Genomic DNA, 24,108 nt, shown 5'->3' on the forward strand with positions numbered 1-24,108 from the left:
CCACTACCCTCAGTACAAGCTTTGCGGTTAGTTAAATATAAAGATTGTACTGACCCGCTAATTCATGGTACACAGTCAGTGTCTCCTCCTTCATCCGTTGAGCTTGGAAACGCTCTAAATTTTCCTGGGCGCGACATTTCCACCGGTGTAGATTTAGGGGGTTTCTTAATAATTGTGTCATGGCTGTAGCTAAATTTTCGCTGTGTTGGGGTGGAACTAAAATACCAGCTTGTCGATGATCTAAAGTTTCAGGAATACCGTCTACATCACTGGCGATAATTGCACAACCAGCTTCTCGCGCCTCTGTTAGTACTAAACCAAAGGATTCGTAATGAGAGGCCAGGACAAAAATATCGGTTGCTAACATATAGCGTTGCGGTTCCGGCTGGAAACCTTCAAAATGAATGCGGTCGCTATAAAGTGTATGTTGCACCATGGCCTCAAACAGGGAGCGATCTGGTCCGTCCCCCACTAGATATAGATGTGCTTGTGGAAATTCTGGGGCAATTTTGTTAAAAGCTACAATTAACTCAGCAATTCCTTTACGGGAATACATCCCCGCTACGGTGGTAATTGCTGGACGCTTTAGGGGTAGTGGTTGGTAATCTTTAAGGGGGCGATGTCGGGGACTATTTAACGTACCGTTAGCAACCACCCGCAACTTTTGCTTTGGTATACCACGGCGCAGCATGGAGTTAGCCACTGCATGGCTAACTGCAATTACCCCATCTGCTAATCCCATCACCACCGCACTACGCTGAAACTCATTATGTACTGTAGACAATAAGGTGTATTTATGACCCATTCTGCACAACCGGGCTATTACAACCCCCGTCATCATATGTGCATGAACAATATCCGGCTGGAACTTTTGTACAATTTGCCGATAACACCCAGCCGCTTTGATTATATTTAGCGGTTGCCTTGACTGGTTTAATTGCCAGTGTGTGACATGATAAGATGCTAATAATGCCTCATATTCTCCTCCATCTGAAACTACGGCCACATTATGACCGTCTTGGCTTTGTAAACAAGCTAAATCTACAGCCACATTGACAATACCATTACCAATCTTCTGCACATGATTGATAATATGTAATATTCGCATATAATTTTGCTCCTCGCCCTTTATTCAACCTGAAAAAAAGATTTCATAACAGCTTAAAAACTGCTGAATAAAGCCACGGGGTAGACTGTTAATTTGAGAAGTATAACAGGCGATCGCTTGCTTTTTATTTTCCTGAACTGATGTGATATCAAAACAGTAAGCCCCTGCTATATCCTGTAATTTAAGGAGAATAAATAACGGCGCTCTCCAGAATAACCAGATGGGATATTGTAGCAATTCGACTTTTATGGCATTTTCGGCGATCGCTGTCTTAATTAATTGATATGTAGCCTCATGGTCTCGATGACAATCTTTGCGGTGAGGTACATAAACCTGATCTGGTTGATAATACTGAATCAGTCCAGCAACTTGAGAAATTATCTGTTGTTTTTCTTGATTATTTAAATCTGACAAACTTCCGTCTGCTTTGGCTAAGAAGTGAATATCTGATGCTTCTACGCCTAAAATTTTTAATGCTGCTATTGCTTCTTGTTGGCGAATTGGGACAATAGTATTTTCAGCATCTGGAACTAAACCCCCTGACCCCCTTCCATCTGTGAGAAATACAACTATAACTGGTATTCCCTGTTCACGCTTGCGAGCAATCATTCCCCCACAGCCAAAAGTTTCATCATCTTGATGAGGGGAAAATACCATTGCTGATTTTTGGTTAAATTGTAAAGGTTGACTGCTACCAAATACAATCCAGCTAGATAATAGGCTAGACTGAAAATATTGTAATTGATTGAGCCAGCTATTAGGAAATATTTTTTGTAAGCGTTGTAGTTGATTTTTAACTTTCATAAATGGAGTGGTGTAATGGCTGTAGTAATGCTTATATTTTGTATCTCACGTGTTTAAGAAATGCTATAACTTCAACCGATATACAATCACTTTGGCTTTTGCGTCTTCTTCTACAAATACCAGATACTCACCATTAGCTCGCCGCATAGCACGAATTCCATAGGGGATATCAATCCAGCCACTTTCCCCCGCAACTTCTGGACCTGGTTTTAAATTTTTCACAAAAGCCCCAGTTTTGGCATTATATATATATACTTCCGCGGTTTTGACTGTCACAGCAAAAACATAGTCTCCAGCTACACTCATAGCTGCGGTGGAAACTTCCCGTTTACCAGTAGTATCATGAGGTACTACTATCCGCCACCGGGGTGTAAGATTTCCCTTACTCCAATTATCAAAACGTACAATTTCAGATCCCGCAACTTTGGTGTCATCTCCCACAGATGGATGATCTACTGTAAAACCTGACAAATACATGGTGTCAGTTTCCGGTAAATACTCAATCCTGCGCAAATCAGTAAACAGACCAGGGCTTTTTTGCTTTTCCATGGAACTATAAGTATAGATGGGATTACCATGAGCATCTATACCCTGTAAAGGATAATGGCGAATACCGTCTTTAATTCGCAAGGTTTTCCAAACATCGCCTTTAGTATCTACCCACCATCCGCCGATGTAAGGATAATCTTTACTGCTGTCGTATTCACCCTTGTCAAATTTACCGTTATTATTGCGATCGCGCCAAATCCATTCCCCCGTTTCTGGTTGCTGGGGAGGCCAAGTACCTCTAATTGATTTTCCACCAGCGCCATTAGTACCAACAAACATTCCCGAAGGTATGGCGATTTTGCCATCTGTTTTAGAATTAAAGCGATAAATTTGGAGAAAGCTGTCATACATATTGGTCAGGAAAATAAACGGTTTTCCTTGGATGCGGCGTACCCAAGTAGCATCTGGCGATGTATGTAAACGTGGATCTTGTGGATATTTAAAAGGATTTAATGTGTAGGCTTCGTAAGTCCATTGCTGACCTGGTGGGCGACTATAGTCCATTAAAAACTGTTCTTGTTTGGTAAATACACTTACTCCATCACTCTTAGGGTCAGCATCAGCGTTATCAATAAACTTTAGTCCTAGTAATTGCCATAACAGCTTTCCCGATGATGAAAACTTGCGTAAATCCGTCCCTGACTGATTAAAACCATTACTATTCACATAAATATTACCAGCTGCATCTGTACCAACTCCAGTTAAACCGTAAAGTTTTGAGTCTTTAACCTCACCAGGAACACCCCCATAAATTCCCCCCAGGCTACCCAAACTACCAACTAGCACTGGCTGATCCTTAACTTGGTAAATCAGCACGTGCTGATTGGGCCCATTTTCCGCCACCACCAGTCTATCTTGACGATCTACTGCGATGGCAGTTGGTTGGACAACATTGGTGATTTTTTGGGGTAATTGCCTACCTTCCGGGGAATAATGGACAATCTGGGCTGAATTACTGCCATTTTTGGTTTGAATAATCCATAGATTTCCTTGTTTATCAACAGTTATTCCCCCTGGTCTAGCAACATTAAAACTGCGTACTTCCTTCATTGTTTCAGTATTATAAACACGCAGTCGATTATCAGCCGCATCACTAACATATAACTCATTTCCCCTAGTTGCTAATCCAGTGACGGCACTTTTGTTACTAACAATTAACATACTTTTATCCCACCCACGTCCTTGGGGAAAGGGTGCAGATTTACCAGACAAGTGATAACGTCTCACACAATACCAAGTTATGCCTTCTGGTGGATAGTCTTGATCTTTCCTGTTGACATAATCTTGGCGCATGGCCATGTAAATGTATTTATTATTTGCGGTTATAGCTTGACCACCAAGACGATACCATCCGTGGGTATCACTCAATTTACCAATCACATCACCGTTTTTGTATATTCCCGCTTCTCTGCCCGCTTCATCCCAAATGCTATTAGTGTAAACTGTACCATCGGGTGAGACATACATTCCCTCTATATTATTTTGTACCCACTTTTCCCCACCAGGAAATGTATTACCAATCCAAGATGTTTGATAACTGGGTTGAGGGATTTTACTATTAGCCCCATCTTTGGCAATCACAATGGAAGTAATAATTATTCCCATGGTGACTACCACTACAAAATTGAATAATTTTAACTTCTGAAAATTTTTCTTTCCAGATAGCCTCTTCATATATTGACTAAGCCTGTGGCTAGTTTCGCCTAACTGTCGCATGAGTGGATGTCGCATTTTATCTTCAGTCCTGATGATGGTAGGATAAAATAGAAATAATATAAAGAACTACCAAAACTTACTTACTATCTACACATACATTTGATAATAAATAATCCTGGTTAATTTTTTCATATTCACTAAGATTTTACTAAAACAATACATTATTTTAAATATTCTTAAAATATATAAAAAATATATATATTTTTTATATAAAAAATCAAGAACTGTTGACAGTTTACTCAAAAATAGTTTATAAATTATTTTTCTTGAAAATATCTATAAATTACTGATAATGCAGATAATCCAGGATAGAAGTACTAGCAACATCCACGCTACGCTAAATATATAATAGGAGTTAAGTAGATGGAATGTAAAAACGAAAATGTTAATTCAACATCTGCATCTATTCTCACCCTGGGAATAGGCTGGTTTCCTAACAATCCCGGCGGACTAGAAAGGTATATTTATGAACTGACTCATATATTAGCAGCTAATCAAGACCAAATCGAACTATGTGGAGTTGGTTTACCAGAAACTAAATTAAATGTGCCCATTACGCTGACTAATTTGGCTAATCCAGATCAGGCAATTTGGCAACGATTGGGGTCTATTCGTTATAAATTTAAGAAAACACGAATCAGCCAACCAGATGCAATTAATTTGCATTTTGCATTATATAGCTTTCCCATTATGGATCTTTTGCCTAAAGGTGTACCCATAACTTTTAACTTTCATGGACCTTGGGCATCGGAAACTCAGCAAGAAACAGTTAATAATCAACTAATTGTTGTTCTCAAACGACGGCTAATAGAACAAAGCACTTATAATCGCTGCGATCGCTTTATTGTTCTCAGTAAAGCTTTTGGTAATATTTTACATCAACAGTATCAAATACCTTGGCAGAAAATTCATATTATCCCTGGTGGTGTAAATATTCATAGATTTCAACCTAATTTATCTCCTCAAGCAGCGCGTCAGCAGTTAAACTGGCCAGAGAATCGCCGCATACTATTTACATCCCGGCGCTTAGTACAGCGAGTTGGTATTGACAAATTATTACAGGCGCTGGCAATCATTAAACCTCAAATTCCTGATGTGTGGTTAGCCATCGCCGGTCGTGGTTATTTGCAAGCTACCCTACAACAACAGGTAAAAGAATTAGAGTTAGAAGACAACGTTAAATTTTTAGGTTTTCTACCTGATGCACAATTACCCCTAGCCTACCAAGCTGCCGAATTAACAGTTATGCCCAGTCAAGCTTTTGAAGGGTTTGGATTAGCAATTATTGAATCTTTAGCTTGTGGTACTCCTGTTTTATGTACCCCCATTGGCGGGATGCCAGAAATTTTATCGCCATTTTCCCCAGATTTAATTACTACTTCTAGCGCAGCCCCAGCCATTGCCGAAAAATTAGCACAAATACTTTTAGGAAATTTATCAATTCCTTCCCGGGAAAGCTGCCGTCAGTATGCAGTTAATAATTTTGATTGGCAACAAATAGCCCAGAAAGTGCGGCGAGTGCTTTTAGCTTGATATCAGGAAATAATAACATATGAAAATTTTGTTTTTAGATCAAAGTGGTAAACCTGGTGGTGCTGAACTTTGTTTAATGGATATTGCCAAAAGCTATGGACAGGGCGCTTTAGTGGGTTTGTTTGCAGACGGTGATTTTAGAAAGTTACTACAACAACATCATGTCCCGGTGCAAGTTTTGGCAACTCAACTTATCCCCGTTCGCAAACACAGTAATTTTCTAACCGCTTTGGCAAGTTTGAGACAAATAGCACCCCTATTAACCAAGGTAGTAATACTAGCTCAGGAATATGATATCATTTATGCCAATACTCAAAAAGCATTAGTAATTGGCGCATTAGCCAGCTTTTTAACCCATCGTCCCTTAGTTTATCATTTACATGACATTCTATCCTTAGAACATTTTAGTCGAACTAATCTAGCTATTGCCGTTACTTTAGCCAATCGGTTTGCGTCGTTAATCATTGCTAATTCCCAAGCTAGTCAAACAGCTTTTATTCAAGGCGGAGGCAAGGCTAAATTAACAGAAGTTGTTTATAATGGTTTTGATGCTAAAAATTATGCAGCTTCTGCATCTGAAGTTAAAAAATTACGACAAGAATTAAAAATAGAAGGAAAATTTGTAGTTGGACATTTTAGCCGCCTTGCTCCGTGGAAAGGTCAACATATTTTAATTGCTGCTTTGTCTGAGTGTCCGCCAGAAGTAACAGTAATTTTAGTTGGTGATGCTCTCTTTGGTGAACAAGATTATGTGCGACAACTACATGAACAAGTTACTAACTTGAAATTAGAAAACCGCGTTAAATTTTTAGGATTTCGTAGAGATATCCCCCAACTAATGGCCGCTTGTGACTTGATAGCACACACATCAACAGCCCCAGAACCTTTTGGTAGAGTGATTGTAGAGGCGATGCTATGCGGTACACCTGTAGTGGCTGCTAAAGCCGGGGGCGTAATGGAATTAGTGGAACATGGGGTTAATGGTTTTTTAGTCACACCAGGAAACATTGAGGAATTATCAGAGGTGATTAATACCTGTGTGACAACCAGAGAAACCATTGCTAAAATGGCAAATCATGCTCAGGCGATCGCTAGTCAGCGTTTTGATATGATAGCTATTAATCAGCAAATTGCTCAACTACTGTCCCAGAGGTTAAAAACCCACTAACTCACGAGACTCAACATCACTGAGTTGTTGAGCGATCGCCAATCTCGCTTCTAACTTAGCTACACTAAACTGGTTACGTAAATATTCTAAATGAGCGATAGCATTGGCTTTTTCTCCAATTAACCGCATTTGAGTGTCCATAGCCTTTTGATACTCTTGATTCACCAGCAAAACTTCAAAGCGACGAGCTTTACGTTGAGCATCATTTTTCAAATCCATATCAAAAGCAGCAATGTTATCTGCGTTACCTTCAAATCTTGAAATTTGCTGCTGTACCGCCATTAACTGAGAATCTATTTCATTTACCCGTTGGGCGGCTTCAGCGATGGCAATTGGATAATGACTTAACTGTTCCATCATATCATCTTCCTCTTTTGTGACTCAAATCTGCCCATGTTTTACGCCACTTCTCGCAGGTGGGAGGGTATATTCACTTCTGGAAGTGGTAGCGAGAGTTGTTCAGATTGAGGCGCAGCAGCCTGTTCTAAAACTTCTACTTGAATATTCACACTCACTAAATAACTACCAGAGTCAGTACCAACAACTTGAGCGATTAATTGGGCAATATCCGGACGCTTCGCAGTCAGTGGGTCACGTAGAATACACTTATCCCATTCGTGCTTGGCCGTGGGATTGAGGTTGAGAATATAATGCTTGATCATGGAACTAACCCTTTAATCCATCTTCCAGAACTCTTTTCTAGAGCCTATTTGCTCTTTACTAGGCTTTGTGAGCGCTATCCACTATTATAGTAAAATTGTTCTGAAATGGCAAGGGCTGACCGGCTGGTTACAAGTATCAAAAATTAGGGAACATGGAAAAATCCAAAATTCCCCAATCTAAAATCCAAAATCGAATAATTCACCAATGACTACTCAGATTTACCATTAACTTCCAAGTGCAGCAATTGACCGTCATTCAGCCAAACCCCTTGTTGAGGTACAGGAATAGACAATTCCGCTTGATCAAAGGTGATTTTCAAGCGACGGCGAAACTCTCGCCCCACATCCCATTGCTTGAGAGGTAGTGTCTTGATCCAAACACGAATCATGACCCCGCGATCGCCAAAATTATCTATGCCCAAAACTTGAGGTATTTCCAGTATTTGGCGTTTCCACTGGGTATCTTGACTCATTTCCAAGCCCACCTGTGTAATCAACTGCAAAGCATCATCAATGTTAGCTTGGTAAGCAACTGGGATAATTAAATCAGCCCGTGACCAACGGCTAGAAAGATTAGCCACCACTTTAATTTCACTATTGGGAATTGTAATCAAGCGCCCCTCTCCATCCCGCAACTGAGTAATCCGCAGGTTGAGATTTTCCACTAAGCCCCCCATATCTCCCACAACAATCACATCCCCCAAAGCATACTGGTCTTCAAAAATGATCAGAAAACCGTTAATAGCATCTTTGATTAAACTTTGGGAAGCCAAAGACAAAGCTACACCAATTAAACCAGCACCTGCTAACAAAGGAAGAATATCTATACCCAATGAAAGCAGGGATAGTAAAACGCCAACTCCCAGCCAAATCACAGTGGTGATACTTTTAGTCACACCAGAAAAAGTAGAAACTCGCAGTTCCATCCGTCTAGAAGCTTCTGAGTTTAATAACACACCACTGCTAATTAAAGTAGAAGTAAAGCGGTCAATGAGAGCATAGGTGAAACGGATAGCCACATAAATTCCTAACAGGATAATAGCCAACCTTAAAGGAATTTGAGCAACTGAGAGAATCCCCACCTGAAAAGCTCGCGTATGGGGAAACAGACCCAATATCAAAACAATTCCACTGCTCCAAATCCCAAATTGAGTTAATTGAAACAGTGTTTTCTTAACTGCTTGAATATCTCGGTCTTGCTGTTGATTGAGTTGACTGGTCAACTGTTGGGCATTATCTGCAATGGGCGGGATGGGGTGTTGTGAGTCATCTTTTAAACGCCTTTGCAAGTAATATACTCCCCCACTTGCTGCCATGAGCAACAGTACAACCCCACCAGCCAGTTGAACTTGGTTGATTAAAAATTCACTTGTGCGCTGTTTGGTAGCTCGTTGCAAGCCTTTTCTCACCTGTTCAGTAATTTGAATTGCCGAAATTGCTGGCTCTTCTCTTCGCAGCTTCCCATCTTCTCTCGTCACCGTCATTAGGTATTGATCATTAACATAAATTACTGGTAATCCATTTAATGTCCGGGTTTCAATCTCAACTTCAGGATTAGACGACCTTAAATAATTTTGGTGGATTTGATGGAAATTTTGTTGGATATTTCGGGAACGCTCCGGAAAGTTACTTGTTGTTGCTGCTATCTGAAATACTTGGTAGCCGTCTAAATAAATCCACCCAGAAACAATTCTGTTATCAGCATCACTACTTGCACGGGGAGATTGTAGAAAAGGCAAAATGGGAATTTGAGCCGACACTTTAGCTGTGGAAATAACAGCTATAGCCATTGAACCTGCTATTGTGACCATCACACCTTTACCTAAGATACTTTGGGCTGATATTACCCTCTTAGGTGGGTTAAATGCTTGATTAGATACTTCTAAACTAAGTATCTGCTTGGTTACAGTTGGGATCTTATCCGGGTGAATTTTGTCTAAAAACCCTTGTTTACGGTGGTAAGAAACAAATTTGGATGATAGGAATCCCTTAGCCAGCGCCAAAAATTGCCAGCGCACTTAAATACCTCCTTTGATAGATGATAATTCACTTCATCTACATCTGGGTAACAGATAGATTAGACCTGATATACTCTTAGCAAAAATTCTGTCAAAAAAGAAAAGTCAACTATGAAGCTGACTTGAAGGTTATGCAAGTTTAACCAAGAACATAGTACAATTAACAAGTTTGTTGGTGAATATAAACCAAAATCACCAATATTAGAATATCCTATTAAGGTACGTAATTATTACGTAACCTTTTTTAATCTTTCAGAGGTAATTTTTCATGACAGCAACTTCTACCCGATTAAAGCACGAGGTTAAAGACCTCGCCCTAGCTAGTTTGGGAAGACAGCGCATAGACTGGGCTGGACGAGAAATGCCCGTACTGAAGCAGATCCGCGATCGCTTTGCCCAAGAAAAACCATTGGAAGGAATTCGCCTGGTAGCTTGTTGTCACGTGACCACAGAAACAGCACATCTGGCGATCGCTCTCAAAGCCGGTGGTGCGGATGCTGTATTAATTGCTAGTAACCCCCTTTCAACTCAAGATGACGTAGCAGCTTGTCTCGTGGCCGACCACGAAATTCCTGTCTTTGCCATCAAAGGCGAAGATGCAGCCACCTATAACCGCCACGTCCAAATTGCTTTAGACCACCGCCCCAACATTATCATTGATGACGGTAGCGATGTGGTTGCTACCCTCGTTCAAGAACGTCAAGAGCAAATTGGCGATTTGATTGGTACCACCGAAGAAACCACCACGGGAATTGTCCGACTACGGGCTATGTTAAAAGATGGTGTGTTAACTTTCCCCGCTATGAACGTTAACGACGCTGACACCAAGCACTTCTTTGATAATCGCTATGGTACTGGTCAATCAACCCTAGATGGTATTATCCGGGCGACAAATATTTTGCTGGCTGGTAAAACCGTAGTAATTGCTGGTTATGGCTGGTGTGGTAAAGGTACTGCTTTACGCGCCCGTGGTTTAGGTGCTAACGTGATTGTCACCGAAATCGACCCCATCAAAGCCATTGAAGCAGTAATGGACGGCTTCCGTGTACTACCCATGTCAGAAGCTGCGCCCCAAGGTGATTTATTTATTACTGTGACTGGTAACAAGCACGTCATTCGCGGTGAACACTTCGATGCTATGAAAGAAGGCGCGATCGTTTGCAACTCCGGTCACTTTGACATTGAACTTGACCTCAAATACCTAGCAAATCAAGCCAAGGAAATTAAAACCGTCCGTCCTTTCACCGAGCAATATATCCTCAAGAGTGGTAAATCTGTAATTGTCTTAGGTGAGGGTCGTTTAGTTAACCTTGCTGCTGCGGAAGGACACCCCAGCGCGGTTATGGATATGAGTTTTGCTAACCAAGCCTTAGCCTGTGAATACCTAGTCAAGAATAAAGGTCAGTTAGCCCCTGGTTTGTATTCTATTCCCACAGAAGTTGACCAAGAAATTGCCCGTTTGAAATTAGAAGCAATGGGTATTAATATTGACACTCTCACAACCGATCAAGTTGAGTACATCAATTCCTGGACTTCTGGAACCTAATCTTAGTTGATTAATTGTTGGGGATAGGCTTGAGGGCTTATCCCTTTTTTTGTGTTTCCCGCCAACAAAGACATAGCAGCCCTATTTATTTATATATTTATTTATAATAATGCTGCTATTTCCTCCAAAGTAATTTTGAATCGTGCAAACGCTACCGTCGGGTAGACGGGAAGTTACGCCAGTAGAAGTGATGCTGGAATCCCCTCGGATAGCGTGGGGAGTGTCAAATACTCACCACTAGATAATGATTTGGCAATTTGGCATACATCCATTGATTGACAGTGGTATCTTTTAATTGTGCAAGGGGTGTAGCAGAAGTAGTCTAGATCAATTAGTCTGGACTACTCCTGCAATTTTATTTTTAGATTACTCACGCAGCTAGTCAAGCACGATCTACTAGATCAGGGAACTGACAAATTTTTCCAACCTATCCATCCCTTTTTCAATAGTAGCCATATCAGTGGCATAAGACAGACGAATATTGTTATCAGCACCAAAAGCAATACCAGGAATGACTGCTACTTGCTGTGCTTCCAACAAAGCGTTACCAAACTCCAAAGACTTTAAACCTGTTCTGCTAATATCAGGAAACAGATAAAAAGCCCCATCTGGTTTGGCACAACTTAACCCAGGAATGGCGTTGATTCTATCTAACATCACCTGTCGCCGTTGGGCGAAAGCCTGGCGCATTGATTCTACACAATCTTGAGAACTTTCTAAAGCAGCGATCGCTCCATATTGAGCAAAGGTACACACATTGGATGTACTATGTCCTTGAATAGTGGTAGCCGCGCCGATGATTTCTCCTGGTCCAGCTAAATAACCCAGTCGCCAACCAGTCATTGAATAACCTTTAGCAAACCCGTTACTAACCAAACTGCGGTTAAAAATTTCCTGACCCAGAGAACCGATACTGATATGTTTTGCACCGTCGTAGAGAATCTTTTCGTAAATCTCATCAGAAACCACAAAGATATCTGCATCTACTATCACTTGGGCCAGTGCTGTAATTTCATCCAGCGTGTAAACCATCCCGGTGGGGTTAGATGGAGAATTGAGAACAAATAACTTTGTTTTCGGTGTAATTGCTTGACGTAGTTGTTGCGGAGTAATTTTGTAACCCGTCGCCGCATCTGTGGTGACAATAACTGGGTTTCCACCTGCTAAAGTGATCATTTCCGGATAACTTAGCCAATAAGGAGCCGGGATAATTACTTCATCACCCGGATCAATCAAAGCCACCATCAGGTTAAATAGAGAATGCTTACCGCCGTTAGTAACAATTACATTCCCTGACTGATAATCAAGACCGTTCTCAGTTTTGAGTTTATGGGCGATGGCTTCCCTTAACTTTGGTTCTCCAGCCGCCGGACCATACTTGGTTTTTCCTGACTCCAAAGCTTGGGCTGCTGCGGCTTTAATATGGGCTGGAGTGTCAAAATCAGGTTCTCCAGCGCTAAAACTACAAACGTCTATTCCTTCAGCCTTCATAGCCTTAGCTTTAGCTGCAATGGCTAAGGTTAAAGAAGGTGTCACCTTACTTACTCGTGCGGCCAGCTTCATGCTTAATTTATTTGGCAAATCTCTCTCATATCTTAGGATATCTCACAATCCCCGCTGAGACTGATTTTTTTATCATTTCTGAGAATTGCCGATTTAATCAAGAACCTTACCCCCAAGCCTGAGAGGGTGGGTGACACTTTTGTGAATTTTTCCTAACCACCTCTCAAACCTTCGTCTTGAGGCATTATTTTTTCTCCTTCCTTAGTCTTATCAGGTGTCTTGATGATCACTTTTTCTTTTTTTCTTTCCTTAGTGGAATAGTACGGTTTATTTGGCTCGGTTTCTATAACCATTTTACGTTCTTTATTGGTATAATAAGGCTTAGTTATTTCTGCATTCTGTTTCTTTTCCTGATAATAACCCTCAGCCTGTGCTACAGCAGTAGGTAAGGTCATCAACCACAATAAACTAGCCAGTAATACTATGGCTAGTTGACGATGCCATTGATGAAATGTTTTTTCAAAGATTGTTTGAACTGCCAACATGGTAAAAGCCATCTCCTCAGTTTTTTCTAAACCCTTGAATATTAGGCAACCATTCATTAAAGTAACGTCTTCCTCTAGGCTGGTTAGTCATATATAAAAAGTATTAAGCTGTTGAGCAGCTAAATCCAATCATCTGTATTTCATCAACATATGCAGTACAGGCATACTATAGCTACGGTTATACAAATTCAATGCGTAATAATCGGCTTAGGCATTAAGCTATAGTCACATCTGGGGACAAGTAAACATCCTGAATTGCGTGAAACAGTTTCACACCCTCCTCAAACGGACGCTGGAAGGTTTTCCGTCCAGAAATTAAACCCGTACCCCCAGCCCGCTTGTTAATCACTGCTGTGCGAATAGCTTGGGGAAAGTCATCTTGACCAGATGCACCACCAGAATTAATTAGCCCCACACGTCCACAGTAGCAATTCAGCACCTGATAACGAGTTAAATCAATGGGGTGATCACTGGTCAATTCTGTATAGACTCGCTCATCAGTTTTGCCATAACTTTGGTTGGTCGCCCTAGCCACAGCACTGTAACCATGATTACATTCTGGTAACTTTTGTTTAATAATATCGGCTTCAATGGTCACACCTAAATGATTTGCTTGTCCTGTTAAGTCAGCCGCCAGATGATAATCTTGTTCTTGTTTAAAAGCGCTATTACGCAAATAGCACCACAGAACTGTTACCAAACCCAGTCTATGGGCGTATTTAAAAGCTTGACTAACTTCCTGAATTTGCCTAGCAGATTCCTCCGAACCAAAGTAAATTGTCGCACCTACCCCCACTGCGCCCAAGTTCCAAGCTTGTTCCACATCAGCAAATAATATCTGATCATATTGATTGGGAAAAGTAAGCAGTTCGTTGTGGTTGATTTTGGCGATAAAGGGAATTTTATGAGCATATTTACGCCCAACGCTGCCCAAAACTCCTAAAGTCGTAGCAACAGCGTTACAACCTCCTGCGATCGCCAACCTGACAATATTTTCCGGATCAAAATAAATGGGATTAGGCGCAAAAGATGCTCCGGCTGAGTGTTCTATGCCTTGATCCACTGGTAAGATAGACAAATAGCCAGTATTTGCCAGGCGACCATGAGAGTAAATTTGCTGGAGATTACCCAAAACCTGGGGATGGCGATCGCTATTACTCCAAACTCGATCTATAAAATCCCCACCTGGCAAATGTAATAAATCCTGAGAAACTTTTGCTTTATAAGTGAGTAGGTATTCTGCCTCTTTACCTAACAAAGATTGGATAGAATGGGCTTCTACAGTGCTTATATTCATTGAATTTACGAACACGGTCTTAAATTATTACTTTGGCAATTTTGGCAAAATTGCGTAAAAAAACCACAGATAAATAGACCTGTACGAACCCTAAAAAAGCATTCGAGCCGGCGAAAATTAATTTACGTTTATCTGTGGTTACAATCAATAATTAGGATTCTTGCCATGACTTCATTTTATATTTTCGCCATACTAAGTCATATACCCAAAGACACAAATTTTATCACTGATAACTAACCCAATATTGAATAGAAAATCTTTGTTTTCTGCCCTAGGTAATGATCTGTTACCCATTTAATGATGAAATACAGATTATTTGTTTATAATTTTTTATAGATTACTAAATATTCTCAACACAAGTTTTTTGCAACAAAAATCATACCATAGTTCTCAAGTTTAGCCTGAGAACCATGGAAGCCTTGAAACCTAAATTATACCTGACCGCTAAAGGCAGGCTTTACTTTGCGTTGACACACCCACCGACGGAGAAAGTCAGTGATTCTTAACGGTTCACTGGAACTTGGTACCGAAGTAGTCTGACAGTTGCTCCCCGTCCGTTTAAAGTCGTGGCGATGCCCCATGCCGACTACTCTTGTAGTATAAGACACTAAAAAGCCGCCCTAGAAGGACGGGGCTTGTATCCCATTCTTTTGGTCAATCCTTTCCCCCAAGTCTTCAGCAATGGTTAAAGTACTGGGTTTACAGCGCTTAAGATTCACGACTATTCCTTGTGCCCCTTCTAGTTCCAAATCTTCTTTGTAGCCTTTGAGAGCCACTTCAGCATCAGCATATCTGAGAAAGGGACCGAAGTAGTAAGTACAACGGGGATTTTGCGTCACAATTTCCACCCACCAAGCCAAGCCTAGGTTGTGAAATGTGTTAATCAATAATTCCTTCAGGTGATTCCAAATCGTTTTCATGGTTGTCGCCAATTTATCAATGTGGTACTGAATATTAAAGGAAAGGATATGGTGTTGTTTTTCTTTTACATTTCTTTATACTCTGTTATTGTCTTTTTTTAAAGAGGTTTTTGTAATTTATCTAGGTATAAAGTGTTTAACCACCTTTGGCGATAGATTTCATAAAGAGCCATACCTGCGGCTACCGAGGCGTTGAGACTGGGGGTTTTGCCTTGGAGGGGTATGGAAACCAAGACATCGCAGCATCGCTGTGTTAGCATACTTAGCCCTTCCCCTTCTGAACCGATAACCAGAACAATAGGTCCACTGAAATTAACTGTATGCAGTGGTTGGCTACCAGTGCTGGCAGTACCATAAATCCAAAAACCAGCTTCTTTTAATTCTTCTAAAGCACGGCTCAAGTTAACAACCCTAGCCACAGAAAATTTTTCTAAAGCACCGGCTGCCACCTTAACTACAGTAGAAGTAATCCCCGACGCTCTTCTTTGGGGAATCACCAGTCCCTGAGCGCCTATTGCTTCAGCAGTGCGAATAATTGCCCCCAGATTGTGGGGGTCGGTAATTCCTTCAGCCACCACAATTACTGGTTCAGTCACAGATTTAGCTTGAGCAATTAAATCAGGCAACTCAATGTAATCGTGGGGGGCTACTTGTGCCGCGATTCCTTGGTGATTAGCCCTATCGGTGATTTGATCTAAGCGTCTCGGCTCTACTTCATCAATCACCGTGCCATTTTCCTTAGCTTGCAGCAGTAAATGATGAAAACGGTGGTCGTAACGCAGACGAGTAGTAATCCAAATGCGGTTCAGTCTCCGCTCACTTTCCAAAGCACTCAGTACCGGATGGCGACCGTAGATCAGGTCACTATCTTCTGGTGGTTTTGAGACTGGTGATGAATGGGAGTCAATGCGATGTGGACTTGCGCCCATGGAAACGTGCTTTTTATCCCTGTCGCTCACGCGGGGACTGCGAATAGAGCTAGTTATTACACGCTTGTGCTTGAGTTTCACTGGTTGCCCACGATTGGGTTCACTAGGTGTCTGGATTTTTTTCGGTTTACTGGTCATATCAGTTTTGGGTACAGTTGATTGGGTGGACTCGATTCTTTAAATTTATTGGACTCCACGAGCATTGAGTGATCCACTATTTCTCTAGATGGAGTTTTTGCAACAGTTCGGTTAAACGTTGAGGATCAGTGAGATAAAGGTAACCAATTAAGGTTTCTAAACTTGTTGCCTCTTGATAAACTTTAGGATCAACCCGCTTAGGTCGTCCTGAAGCAGCATTACGGCCACGACGGACAATTTCTAACTCGGCTGGCTTCAGATGCGGAATCAGCGATCGCAAGTGTAGCGCTTGTGTTTCTGCTCTTACCTGTGCTACTACCAAACAGTGGTAGGTTTTTGTCTGCTGCATTGGCAACAGATAGAACATCCTAACATACAATTCATAAATTGCATCACCTATATAAGCTAAAGCCAAAGGCGAAATTTGTTGTATTTGTGACTTAGAGATGTGTAGAGGTAATATCCCAGTGGTGGGCAAAAGCAGTTGATGCCAACAAGAATCCCCTGTGGGTTTTTCTTGTCCATCCGATAGCTCTTTTTCCTCTGGGGTCACAGATTGATCTTTCCTTAAAAAACTACGCTTGGCAGGCATCTTCAGGAAGATTTCATTTATTGATGATTTCTCAAGCCAGCCATGTTGATACAAATAATACAATGGGGACTGTCAACATAACCACCATGTGTACAAGAATGAGTACGAGTGCTTAGAGATTTCTAAAATTTGCTCGCCGTTAATATTTCGGTCAAATATTACTTACTGATTTTAACCTTTTTTCTGGGCAATTTAACTGGAGGAGTAATAATTAGCCTTTATTACTCTACTGAGGTACATCAGTAGGCAAACCAGAAGCCCGGACTACAAGATTTATATCATTGATATTATATATGTATCTTACTAAGCGCTGTCATTGATTGAGAAATATTTACCTTTACCCGTAAAACTTCACAATTTTTAAACCTCTCTCGCCGGGAGAGAGGTCTTTTGTCAGCGTTAGAAAAATTTAAGCTACCCACATAATAGATAGCCGAGTGCACCTGTTGAGATCAAGCCCTTAATACTACTTGATATTTTCTAAAGCCGCATCAACTGAAGTTTGCATGGCTAGAAAATTCTCTAAGCGAACAAGCTTGACCGTTTGAGTAACCCGGGGGTTGGTGACAATTTGCAAAGTACCTTCGGCAGTTTGAGCTTGTTTAGCTAGTTGCACCAGAGCGCCTAAGCCAGAGCTATCCACAAAGTCAATTTGTGAAAGATCCAGAATAATATGCTTTGGACCGTCATCAATTTTATTTCCAAGTACCTTGCGAAACGTCGGCTCAGAAAATGCGTCTAACAAACCTGTGAGGCGGAATAGCTGACAGTTATCCCGGACTTCGTGAGTGCCTCTCAGGCTCACGGTTAGCTTTAGTGATTCAGCAATAATTCCCTCCTCATGGTTAAAGTGAACGCTCAAGTATAGATGGTTTTAGCACAAGTTGTCTACAATCTACTGGTATACAGGGATAGGGGCATGGGTAGATGGATAATTAATCGCTTTTGTCTTTTCCCTGGTGGCCTATTTCCCTTTTTACCTTAACTTAGCTGTTGAAGATGACCTGACCGTGCTGTTCGCATGGCCTGAACAAATTGCTCAAATAAGTAGTCAGCATCATGAGGTCCAGGACTGGCTTCTGGGTGATACTGAACAGAGAATACAGGCAGAGACTTATGACGTACCCCAGCAACGGTGCGGTCATTGAGATTCAGGTGGCTAATTTCCACAACCCCAGCAGGTAAAGAATCTGGGTCAATAGCAAAACTGTGGTTTTGGCTGGTAATTTCCACTTTTTGCTGTAGACCTGCGGGCTGATTTAAACCACGATGACCAAATTTTAGTTTATAAGTTTCTGCCCCAAGGGCGTGACCTAAAATTTGGTGTCCCATACAAATGCCAAACATGGGTTTTTGACTTTGCAGCAATGCTTTAGCCGTGGCAATGCCTTCAGTCACGGCGGCTGGGTCACCGGGTCCATTGGAAAGAAAAATCCCATCTGGATTGTATTTGAGAATTTCTGGTGGTGGTGTATCCACAGGAACAACAACCACTCGGCAACCGTGACTGGCTAGGCGACGCAGAATATTACGTTTAACACCAAAGTCCAGGGCAACAACCGTTAAAGTTTCCTCCTCACCTTCCACAGACTGTGAATTAAATTCCCAAGGGGGAATAGTGCCATCGGTCCATTCATACACAGTGGGAGTGGAAACTTGACGCGCCAGGTTTAAACCAGCCATGCTAGGGGCTGCTAGTACCTGCTCTAACAATTCTCCCTCATCCAGAATTGATGTGGAAATACCACCATTCATGGCTCCTAACGTGCGAATCTTGCGGGTGAGAGCGCGGGTGTCAATGCCGTAAATACCGGGTATTTGGTGCTGATTCAGGTAATCAGGTAGGGATTGTGTGGAGCGCCAGTTACTAGGACGATAACAAATATTGCGAGCGATCGCCCCTTGCACTTGGGGGCGATGGGATTCTTCATCTTCAACATTGATCCCAGTATTCCCCAATTCGGGATAGGTAAAAATGACAATTTGTCCGCAATAACTAGGATCAGTCAGGACTTCTTGATATCCAGTCATGCCAGTGTTGAACACCACTTCCCCGATTTTGGTTCCTGTTGCACCAAAAGACCAACCGCGATAAGTAGTTCCATCTGCTAAGACAAGTAGAGCTGGTATTTTCTCAGATAGGGGCATAAGTGATTGAAACAAGATTAGGGTTAATATTGGACATGGGCACTAGTCCCGGTTAAGTGTAGCAAAGCTTGGCCTTAGTTATAGTGGGAGAATAATTTTTGGTGGTGGTTGGTTAATTTTTTCTTGAATATTCACTAGTTAACAGTAAGCAGTTTTTAGCCCCCAATTTAGCTAATACTGCCAATATTAATTATCTCATGTGCAACTCCCCGCACTTTATTTTCCTTGATTCAGTCATAATCAGTAACAATACACAAATATATTTACAGTCCCTTAGCCGTCTAAAATTGAAGTTAATTATGCTTCAGTCGTTTTTATCTCGCGCCACTCTGATCCTTATCTCTAGCACTCTGGCAGTTTTGGGTGTTGGTTGTCATGACAAAAAACATAGTTCTGGGATCATTAACAATCACACTACTGCTGTCAGTCACCACTTACCAGCGCCTTCTTCTGTAATATACACACCAACACCGAAAGCGCTACCATCCTCACAAGCTGAAATGATTTTCTTTGAAATGGGTTTAGATAAAGGTATGGGGGCTTGGAGTATTAGTCAATCAGCCCAATCCTTAGATGATTGGAAGTTGGTAATCGGTCAGTACCAAGAAGCCATCGCCCTGATGAAAAGAGTGCCCAGGGAAAGCCCAGAGTTTGCCACAGCCCAGTCCAAAATTTCTGAATACCGCAAATTAATCAAAACTGCCCGCCAAAAAGCTAATACTCCCCTAGTCGCGTCCCCAAAGGCTGATAATAAAAGCATTGTGGTGGCTGTTCCCCAACCTCAAACTCAGCCTTCAGTTCCTATCTTCACTCCACCTGCATCAACACCACAGTCACCAGTAAAACCCATTTCCCCCCTCTCATGGGTAGCCCCCGAAAAACAAGTATTTATTGCCCCCATCAAACGACGCATAGGCGGCACACCGGTTGTAGAAGTGACTTTCAATAACCAGCATAAATTTGAGATGATTGTGGATACAGGAGCCAGTGGTACAGTCATCACCCGAGAAATGGCCTATGCCTTAGTAGTCCTCCCAGTGGGAACCACCAAGGCAAATACTGCCAGTGCCAGGAAAGTAGAATTTCCCATTGGTTATGTTGATTCCATGGCGGTTGCTGGGGTAACAGCCAATAAAGTAAGAGTGGCCATCGCCGGACCAGAGCTAGAAACCGGATTATTAGGGCATGACTTTTTTGGTAACTATGATGTCACCATTAGACGGGATGTGGTGGAGTTTAGACCCCAATCACCATCACAAGTTAATTCTTTAGAAACTGAACTAGCTGTTCCAGTTTTTCCCAAGCCAAACCGCTCTGAAGAATTTCCCTGGACAAACTGACACCTTGAGCATGGTCTAATAAAGGAATTACTCCCGCAACTTGTAGAGCGAAGGAAGCATTTAAAGCTACAACGTCCTGTTGTGCCTGAGTTCCCTTACCTTGTAAGACTGCTTTGAGAATTGCTGAATTTTCTTGCACATCCCCGCCCTTCAGTGCCGCTATAGGGGCAGTTGTTACACCTACTTCTTCTGGATTGACAGTAGTTAAATTAACTTTACCTTCTGATAAAACTGCCACATCAGTTATATCTCCCAACCCGGCTTCGTCTAGTTTTTCTCGCCCATGGAGAACAACTGCTTTTTGTTTACCTAAATTATATAAAGCTTGGGCAACAGTTGTTAAAAGTTTGGGAGTAAATAGCCCTACCACTTGCCCAGAGGGAAACAAGGGATTAACTAATGGCCCTAATAAGTTAAATATTGTTCGTACTTTTAATGTTCTTCGCAAACCAGCAACAGATTTGAGTGCTGGATGCCACCCAGGGGCAAACAAGAAAGTGATCCCTACCTCTTTTATTGCCTCTTGCACTTTTTCACTAGAAGCACTTAAATTAACTCCCAATGCTTCCAAAACATCTGCGCTACCTGTGAGACTTGACATGGAGCGATTGCCATGTTTAGCCACTGGTACACCATAAGCAGCAGCAACAAAGGCAACCGCTGTGGAAATATTAAAAGTTGATGAACCATCCCCCCCAGTGCCACAGGTATCTATGATATTGTTGAGAGCCGTAGTGTTGATTGCTGTGGATTGGGATTGTAATACCTCAGCCATCCCCGTTAACTCGTCGGCAGAAACACCTTTAAGGTTCAGCGCTGTTAAAATTGCTCCTGATAACTCTGGTGGAACCGCTTCAATTAACCAGCCCTGCATCAATTCACTAGCTTGAACACGAGATAATGATTCACCATCCATTAATTGTTGCAGCAGGATATGCCAGCTAGGGGAAGGTTCTTGAGTAGGAATTGAGAAAGTTGTCATAGTATTACTTTGGTTTTCGAGTGTAGCTCTGTTGAAGATATGGGAGCTATCCTACCGAAAATTGACCACTATCACGACTAATTTTCGGCAATGTGGCAGGAGTATCTTACATCACCATCAAAGCTGCTTGATGGATTTTGTCAACCCTAAGTCTTAGTCGGCTTTTGTTTTCTGGTCTTTGAACATCTCTGGACAGTTTGGTTAAGATTCCGTTAAAACAGGTGATGAAATCAATAAGCTTTGGTGAAGGTGAGGAAATAGTTATTGATATTACGTATAATTTAATTCGTAGGACATAATTGGTAGGACAGATATATTGGGGAGGAAACATTGTATACATCTGACAAGATTAGAGTTGGTGATAAAGTCTTGGTATTCCATCCAGAATATGTGAGCGGAAAAGTGGGCGTAGTTCGTGGAAGTGAGTCAAAATCAATTAACACAGCTAAAGAACGCTGGATTATCCAAGTAGAATCTGAAAATCGTGATAATATTTTAGTCTCACTCAACCCAGAAGAGTTTCACAAACTTAGCCACACAATTAAGTAATTTGACCAAACTTTTTCTTTTTAAAAAAATGTAGGGACATGAGTATTCATGTCCCTAATAATGCGGTAATTATGGCTAATAATATTTCACCACCATAAATTTGCTAGGAAATAAGAGTATAGGGACACTACCACCCGTGGTGATATATATTCACTAATGGGGGCTGGTTTCATGTCCCGGTAGTCCAGCAATTGAACTAAAATTAAATAGGCGATCGCTAACAAAATAGAAATAGCACCTGTAATAATTGCAACTATTTTTGAACGGTTCATCAGTATTTCCTGTGGTTATGTTGGTGGGGATGAGTAAAACTATAATTTAAGTGCAAGTTTGCAAGTTTGTGTAAAATTGGTATAACAGAAAATATATCATCTTAACATGAGCAACCAGGCATTGCCCGCCAATTAAAATTAGGTAAATAGTATTATAAACATGGATAAACAACCAATACAAGTAATTGGAGGTGGATTAGCTGGGACAGAAGCGGCTTGGCAAATAGCCAGGGCTGGAATATCGGTAATTCTCCATGAAATGCGCCCAAAACGCTATAGCCCAGCCCATCATACAGAACATTTGGCGGAATTAGTATGTAGTAATTCCTTTGGGGCAATGGCAAGCGATCGCGCCACAGGATTATTACACGAAGAGTTACGACAACTCAACTCCATTGTCATTGCCAAAGCCGATGAACACTCTGTTCCTGCTGGTGGGGCTTTGGCTGTAGACAGAGGACAATTTGGCCAAGACTTGACAGCAACTGTATCTAATCATCCTTTAATTGAATTTCGCCGGGGTGAAGTACAATCTATTCCTGATGGCATCGTGGTTTTGGCAACAGGACCATTAACTAGTCCCGACTTGGCATTGGATTTACATCGCTTCACAGGTATGGAATACCTCAGCTTTTTTGATGCTGCTAGTCCCATTGTGGTGGGAGAATCCATTAACCATGATATTGCTTTTATGGCATCCCGTTATGACAAGGGTGAAGCCGCTTATTTGAACTGTCCCATGAATAAGGAGCAATATTTGCGGTTTTGGTCAGAACTCCGTCAAGCTGAACAAACGGAACTAAAAGGTTTTGAACGGGAAACGGCGAAATTTTTTGAAGCTTGTTTACCCATTGAAGAACAAGCACACCGGGGAGAAGATACCATGCGCTACGGTCCCCTTAAGCCGGTGGGGCTGTGTGATAGTCGCTCCGGAGAACGTCCCTATGCAGTGGTGCAGCTACGCCAAGAAGATAAAGCTGGTCAACTTTGGAACATGGTGGGATTTCAAACCAACCTGCGCTGGGGCGAACAAAAGCGAGTTTTTCGCCTCATTCCGGGTTTAGAAAATGCCGAGTTTGTACGGTTGGGAGTGATGCACCGCAACACCTTTATTAATGCTCCTCAATTAATCTACCCCACTTTGCAATTTAAACAGCGTCCAACTTTATTAGCCGCAGGACAGTTGATTGGTACTGAAGGCTACACCGCAGCTGCAGCTGATGGTTGGTTAGCAGGAACTAATGCAGCCCGCATCGCTTTGGGTAAGGAACCGTTAACAGCACCACCAACTACTATGATGGGGGCGTTGTTAGAATTTATTAGTTCGGCTTCACCAAAACATTTTCAACCAATGCCGCCTAATTTTGGCATATTACCTGATTTAGGGGTAAAAATTAAAAGTAAGCCAGAGCGTTATGGGCGTTATCGCGATCGCTCTTTAGCTGATTTAGCCAGTTGGAAAAATCAGTTTTGATCTACCGATTATTTATAAACTTGTGCTATAATAAAAAAAAATTAGGGCGCGTGGCTCAGTGGATAGAGCAACAGATTCCGGTTCTGTGGGTCGGGGGTTCAAATCCCTCCGCGCTCGTTTAGTGTTTATAAGACTTTCAAGCATTATCAGGCATAGCCATAAAACCCTATAACCTGAGTTTATACCATTTTTATAAAAAAGCAACATACTACGTAAAGTAATTTTGTGTAATACGTACATAAGTACTATAACAAGTTGATATAAATATGGGATAATAATATTAGAGGCTACAACCCTTACTGTATAACAGTTACA

Annotated in this window: 22 protein-coding genes and 1 tRNA gene; 7 read left to right on the top strand and 16 right to left on the bottom strand. The window is 41.6% G+C overall.

Annotation, left to right across the window (positions count from 1 at the left end; translation table 11 throughout):
- Window positions 1–31 precede the first annotated feature (31 nt).
- The 3 genes from NWP17_RS15115 to NWP17_RS15125 form a co-directional block, all read right to left on the bottom strand.
- Window positions 32–1,108 (bottom strand): glycosyltransferase family 4 protein, encoded by a 1,077-nt coding sequence (locus NWP17_RS15115; protein WP_280655700.1) that lies wholly within the window; start codon window positions 1,106–1,108, stop codon window positions 32–34.
- A gap of 24 nt (window positions 1,109–1,132) precedes the next feature.
- Window positions 1,133–1,912, bottom strand: a complete 780-nt coding sequence (locus tag NWP17_RS15120) for a PIG-L deacetylase family protein (protein WP_280655701.1) — start codon at window positions 1,910–1,912, stop codon at window positions 1,133–1,135.
- A 63-nt stretch (window positions 1,913–1,975) separates the two neighbouring features.
- Window positions 1,976–4,192, bottom strand: a complete 2,217-nt coding sequence (locus NWP17_RS15125; protein WP_280655702.1) for an NHL repeat-containing protein — start codon at window positions 4,190–4,192, stop codon at window positions 1,976–1,978.
- Window positions 4,193–4,540: 348 nt separating this feature from the next.
- Here NWP17_RS15125 and NWP17_RS15130 point away from each other — a divergent pair, with 348 nt between their 5' ends.
- The gene (locus NWP17_RS15130; protein ID WP_280655703.1) at window positions 4,541–5,710 is read left to right on the top strand and encodes a glycosyltransferase family 4 protein; all 1,170 of its coding nucleotides are present in this window, start codon (window positions 4,541–4,543) and stop codon (window positions 5,708–5,710) included.
- Window positions 5,711–5,729: 19 nt separating this feature from the next.
- A complete protein-coding gene (locus NWP17_RS15135) occupies window positions 5,730–6,878 on the top strand; it encodes a glycosyltransferase family 4 protein (RefSeq protein ID WP_280655704.1) in 1,149 nt (382 codons plus the stop codon).
- Here the strand turns inward: NWP17_RS15135 and NWP17_RS15140 are convergent.
- From NWP17_RS15140 to NWP17_RS15150, 3 genes are all read right to left on the bottom strand, one after another.
- Window positions 6,864–7,235, bottom strand: a complete 372-nt coding sequence (locus NWP17_RS15140) for a hypothetical protein (RefSeq protein WP_280655720.1) — start codon at window positions 7,233–7,235, stop codon at window positions 6,864–6,866. The genes NWP17_RS15135 and NWP17_RS15140 overlap by 15 nt on opposite strands.
- Window positions 7,236–7,276: 41 nt before the next feature.
- Window positions 7,277–7,540, bottom strand: coding sequence for a hypothetical protein (locus tag NWP17_RS15145; RefSeq protein WP_280655705.1), 264 nt, complete (start codon window positions 7,538–7,540; stop codon window positions 7,277–7,279).
- A gap of 209 nt (window positions 7,541–7,749) precedes the next feature.
- Window positions 7,750–9,351: a mechanosensitive ion channel family protein gene (locus NWP17_RS15150; protein ID WP_483413725.1), complete on the bottom strand. Its 1,602-nt coding sequence runs from the start codon at window positions 9,349–9,351 to the stop codon at window positions 7,750–7,752.
- 475 nt (window positions 9,352–9,826) lie between these two features.
- Between NWP17_RS15150 and ahcY the strand changes: the two genes are divergently transcribed.
- Entirely contained in the window at window positions 9,827–11,104 is a 1,278-nt protein-coding gene (gene ahcY, locus NWP17_RS15155; protein WP_280655706.1) for an adenosylhomocysteinase, read from the top strand.
- Window positions 11,105–11,500: 396 nt separating this feature from the next.
- Here ahcY and NWP17_RS15160 read toward each other — a convergent pair whose 3' ends face one another.
- The 8 genes from NWP17_RS15160 to carA all read right to left on the bottom strand — a co-directional run bounded on the left by NWP17_RS15160 (window position 11,501) and on the right by carA (window position 19,176).
- Window positions 11,501–12,667 carry a pyridoxal phosphate-dependent aminotransferase gene (locus tag NWP17_RS15160; RefSeq protein WP_280655707.1) on the bottom strand — a complete coding sequence of 389 codons (1,167 nt, stop codon included), beginning with the start codon at window positions 12,665–12,667 and terminating at the stop codon, window positions 11,501–11,503.
- Window positions 12,668–12,819: 152 nt separating this feature from the next.
- Complete coding sequence (locus NWP17_RS15165; protein ID WP_280655708.1) at window positions 12,820–13,209, bottom strand: hypothetical protein; 390 nt, start codon at window positions 13,207–13,209, stop codon at window positions 12,820–12,822.
- Between the two features lie 157 nt (window positions 13,210–13,366).
- On the bottom strand, window positions 13,367–14,449 hold the full coding sequence (locus NWP17_RS15170; RefSeq protein ID WP_280655709.1) for a class I fructose-bisphosphate aldolase: 1,083 nt from the start codon (window positions 14,447–14,449) through the stop codon (window positions 13,367–13,369).
- Between the two features lie 620 nt (window positions 14,450–15,069).
- Window positions 15,070–15,369 (bottom strand): DUF1816 domain-containing protein, encoded by a 300-nt coding sequence (locus NWP17_RS15175; RefSeq protein ID WP_280655710.1) that lies wholly within the window; start codon window positions 15,367–15,369, stop codon window positions 15,070–15,072.
- Between the two features lie 98 nt (window positions 15,370–15,467).
- The gene (gene rlmB / locus NWP17_RS15180) at window positions 15,468–16,436 is read right to left on the bottom strand and encodes a 23S rRNA (guanosine(2251)-2'-O)-methyltransferase RlmB (protein WP_280655711.1); all 969 of its coding nucleotides are present in this window, start codon (window positions 16,434–16,436) and stop codon (window positions 15,468–15,470) included.
- 76 nt (window positions 16,437–16,512) lie between these two features.
- Complete coding sequence (locus tag NWP17_RS15185; protein WP_425332671.1) at window positions 16,513–17,028, bottom strand: Mini-ribonuclease 3; 516 nt, start codon at window positions 17,026–17,028, stop codon at window positions 16,513–16,515.
- Between the two features lie 466 nt (window positions 17,029–17,494).
- Window positions 17,495–17,833, bottom strand: coding sequence for an STAS domain-containing protein (locus tag NWP17_RS15190; protein WP_425332672.1), 339 nt, complete (start codon window positions 17,831–17,833; stop codon window positions 17,495–17,497).
- Between the two features lie 176 nt (window positions 17,834–18,009).
- A complete protein-coding gene (carA, locus tag NWP17_RS15195) occupies window positions 18,010–19,176 on the bottom strand; it encodes a glutamine-hydrolyzing carbamoyl-phosphate synthase small subunit (protein WP_280655714.1) in 1,167 nt (388 codons plus the stop codon).
- 299 nt (window positions 19,177–19,475) lie between these two features.
- On the opposite strand from carA, the gene NWP17_RS15200 reads away from it, so the two are divergent.
- A complete protein-coding gene (locus tag NWP17_RS15200; RefSeq protein WP_280655715.1) occupies window positions 19,476–20,516 on the top strand; it encodes a retroviral-like aspartic protease family protein in 1,041 nt (346 codons plus the stop codon).
- Here the strand turns inward: NWP17_RS15200 and trpD are convergent.
- The gene (trpD, locus tag NWP17_RS15205) at window positions 20,437–21,498 is read right to left on the bottom strand and encodes an anthranilate phosphoribosyltransferase (RefSeq protein WP_280655716.1); all 1,062 of its coding nucleotides are present in this window, start codon (window positions 21,496–21,498) and stop codon (window positions 20,437–20,439) included. The genes NWP17_RS15200 and trpD overlap by 80 nt on opposite strands.
- Window positions 21,499–21,828: 330 nt before the next feature.
- Here trpD and NWP17_RS15210 point away from each other — a divergent pair, with 330 nt between their 5' ends.
- Window positions 21,829–22,047: a hypothetical protein gene (locus NWP17_RS15210; protein ID WP_280655717.1), complete on the top strand. Its 219-nt coding sequence runs from the start codon at window positions 21,829–21,831 to the stop codon at window positions 22,045–22,047.
- Window positions 22,048–22,133: 86 nt separating this feature from the next.
- On the opposite strand, the gene NWP17_RS15215 is transcribed toward NWP17_RS15210, so the two are convergent.
- Complete coding sequence (locus NWP17_RS15215) at window positions 22,134–22,319, bottom strand: hypothetical protein (protein ID WP_280655718.1); 186 nt, start codon at window positions 22,317–22,319, stop codon at window positions 22,134–22,136.
- A 160-nt stretch (window positions 22,320–22,479) separates the two neighbouring features.
- On the opposite strand from NWP17_RS15215, the gene trmFO reads away from it, so the two are divergent.
- Window positions 22,480–23,793: an FADH(2)-oxidizing methylenetetrahydrofolate--tRNA-(uracil(54)-C(5))-methyltransferase TrmFO gene (gene trmFO / locus NWP17_RS15220; protein ID WP_280655719.1), complete on the top strand. Its 1,314-nt coding sequence runs from the start codon at window positions 22,480–22,482 to the stop codon at window positions 23,791–23,793.
- Between the two features lie 44 nt (window positions 23,794–23,837).
- Window positions 23,838–23,910, top strand: a tRNA-Arg gene (locus tag NWP17_RS15225).
- Window positions 23,911–24,108: the final 198 nt, after the last annotated feature.

It is taken from the genome of Chrysosporum bergii ANA360D (genome assembly GCF_029891735.1).
GTDB lineage: Bacteria > Cyanobacteriota > Cyanobacteriia > Cyanobacteriales > Nostocaceae > Umezakia > Umezakia bergii.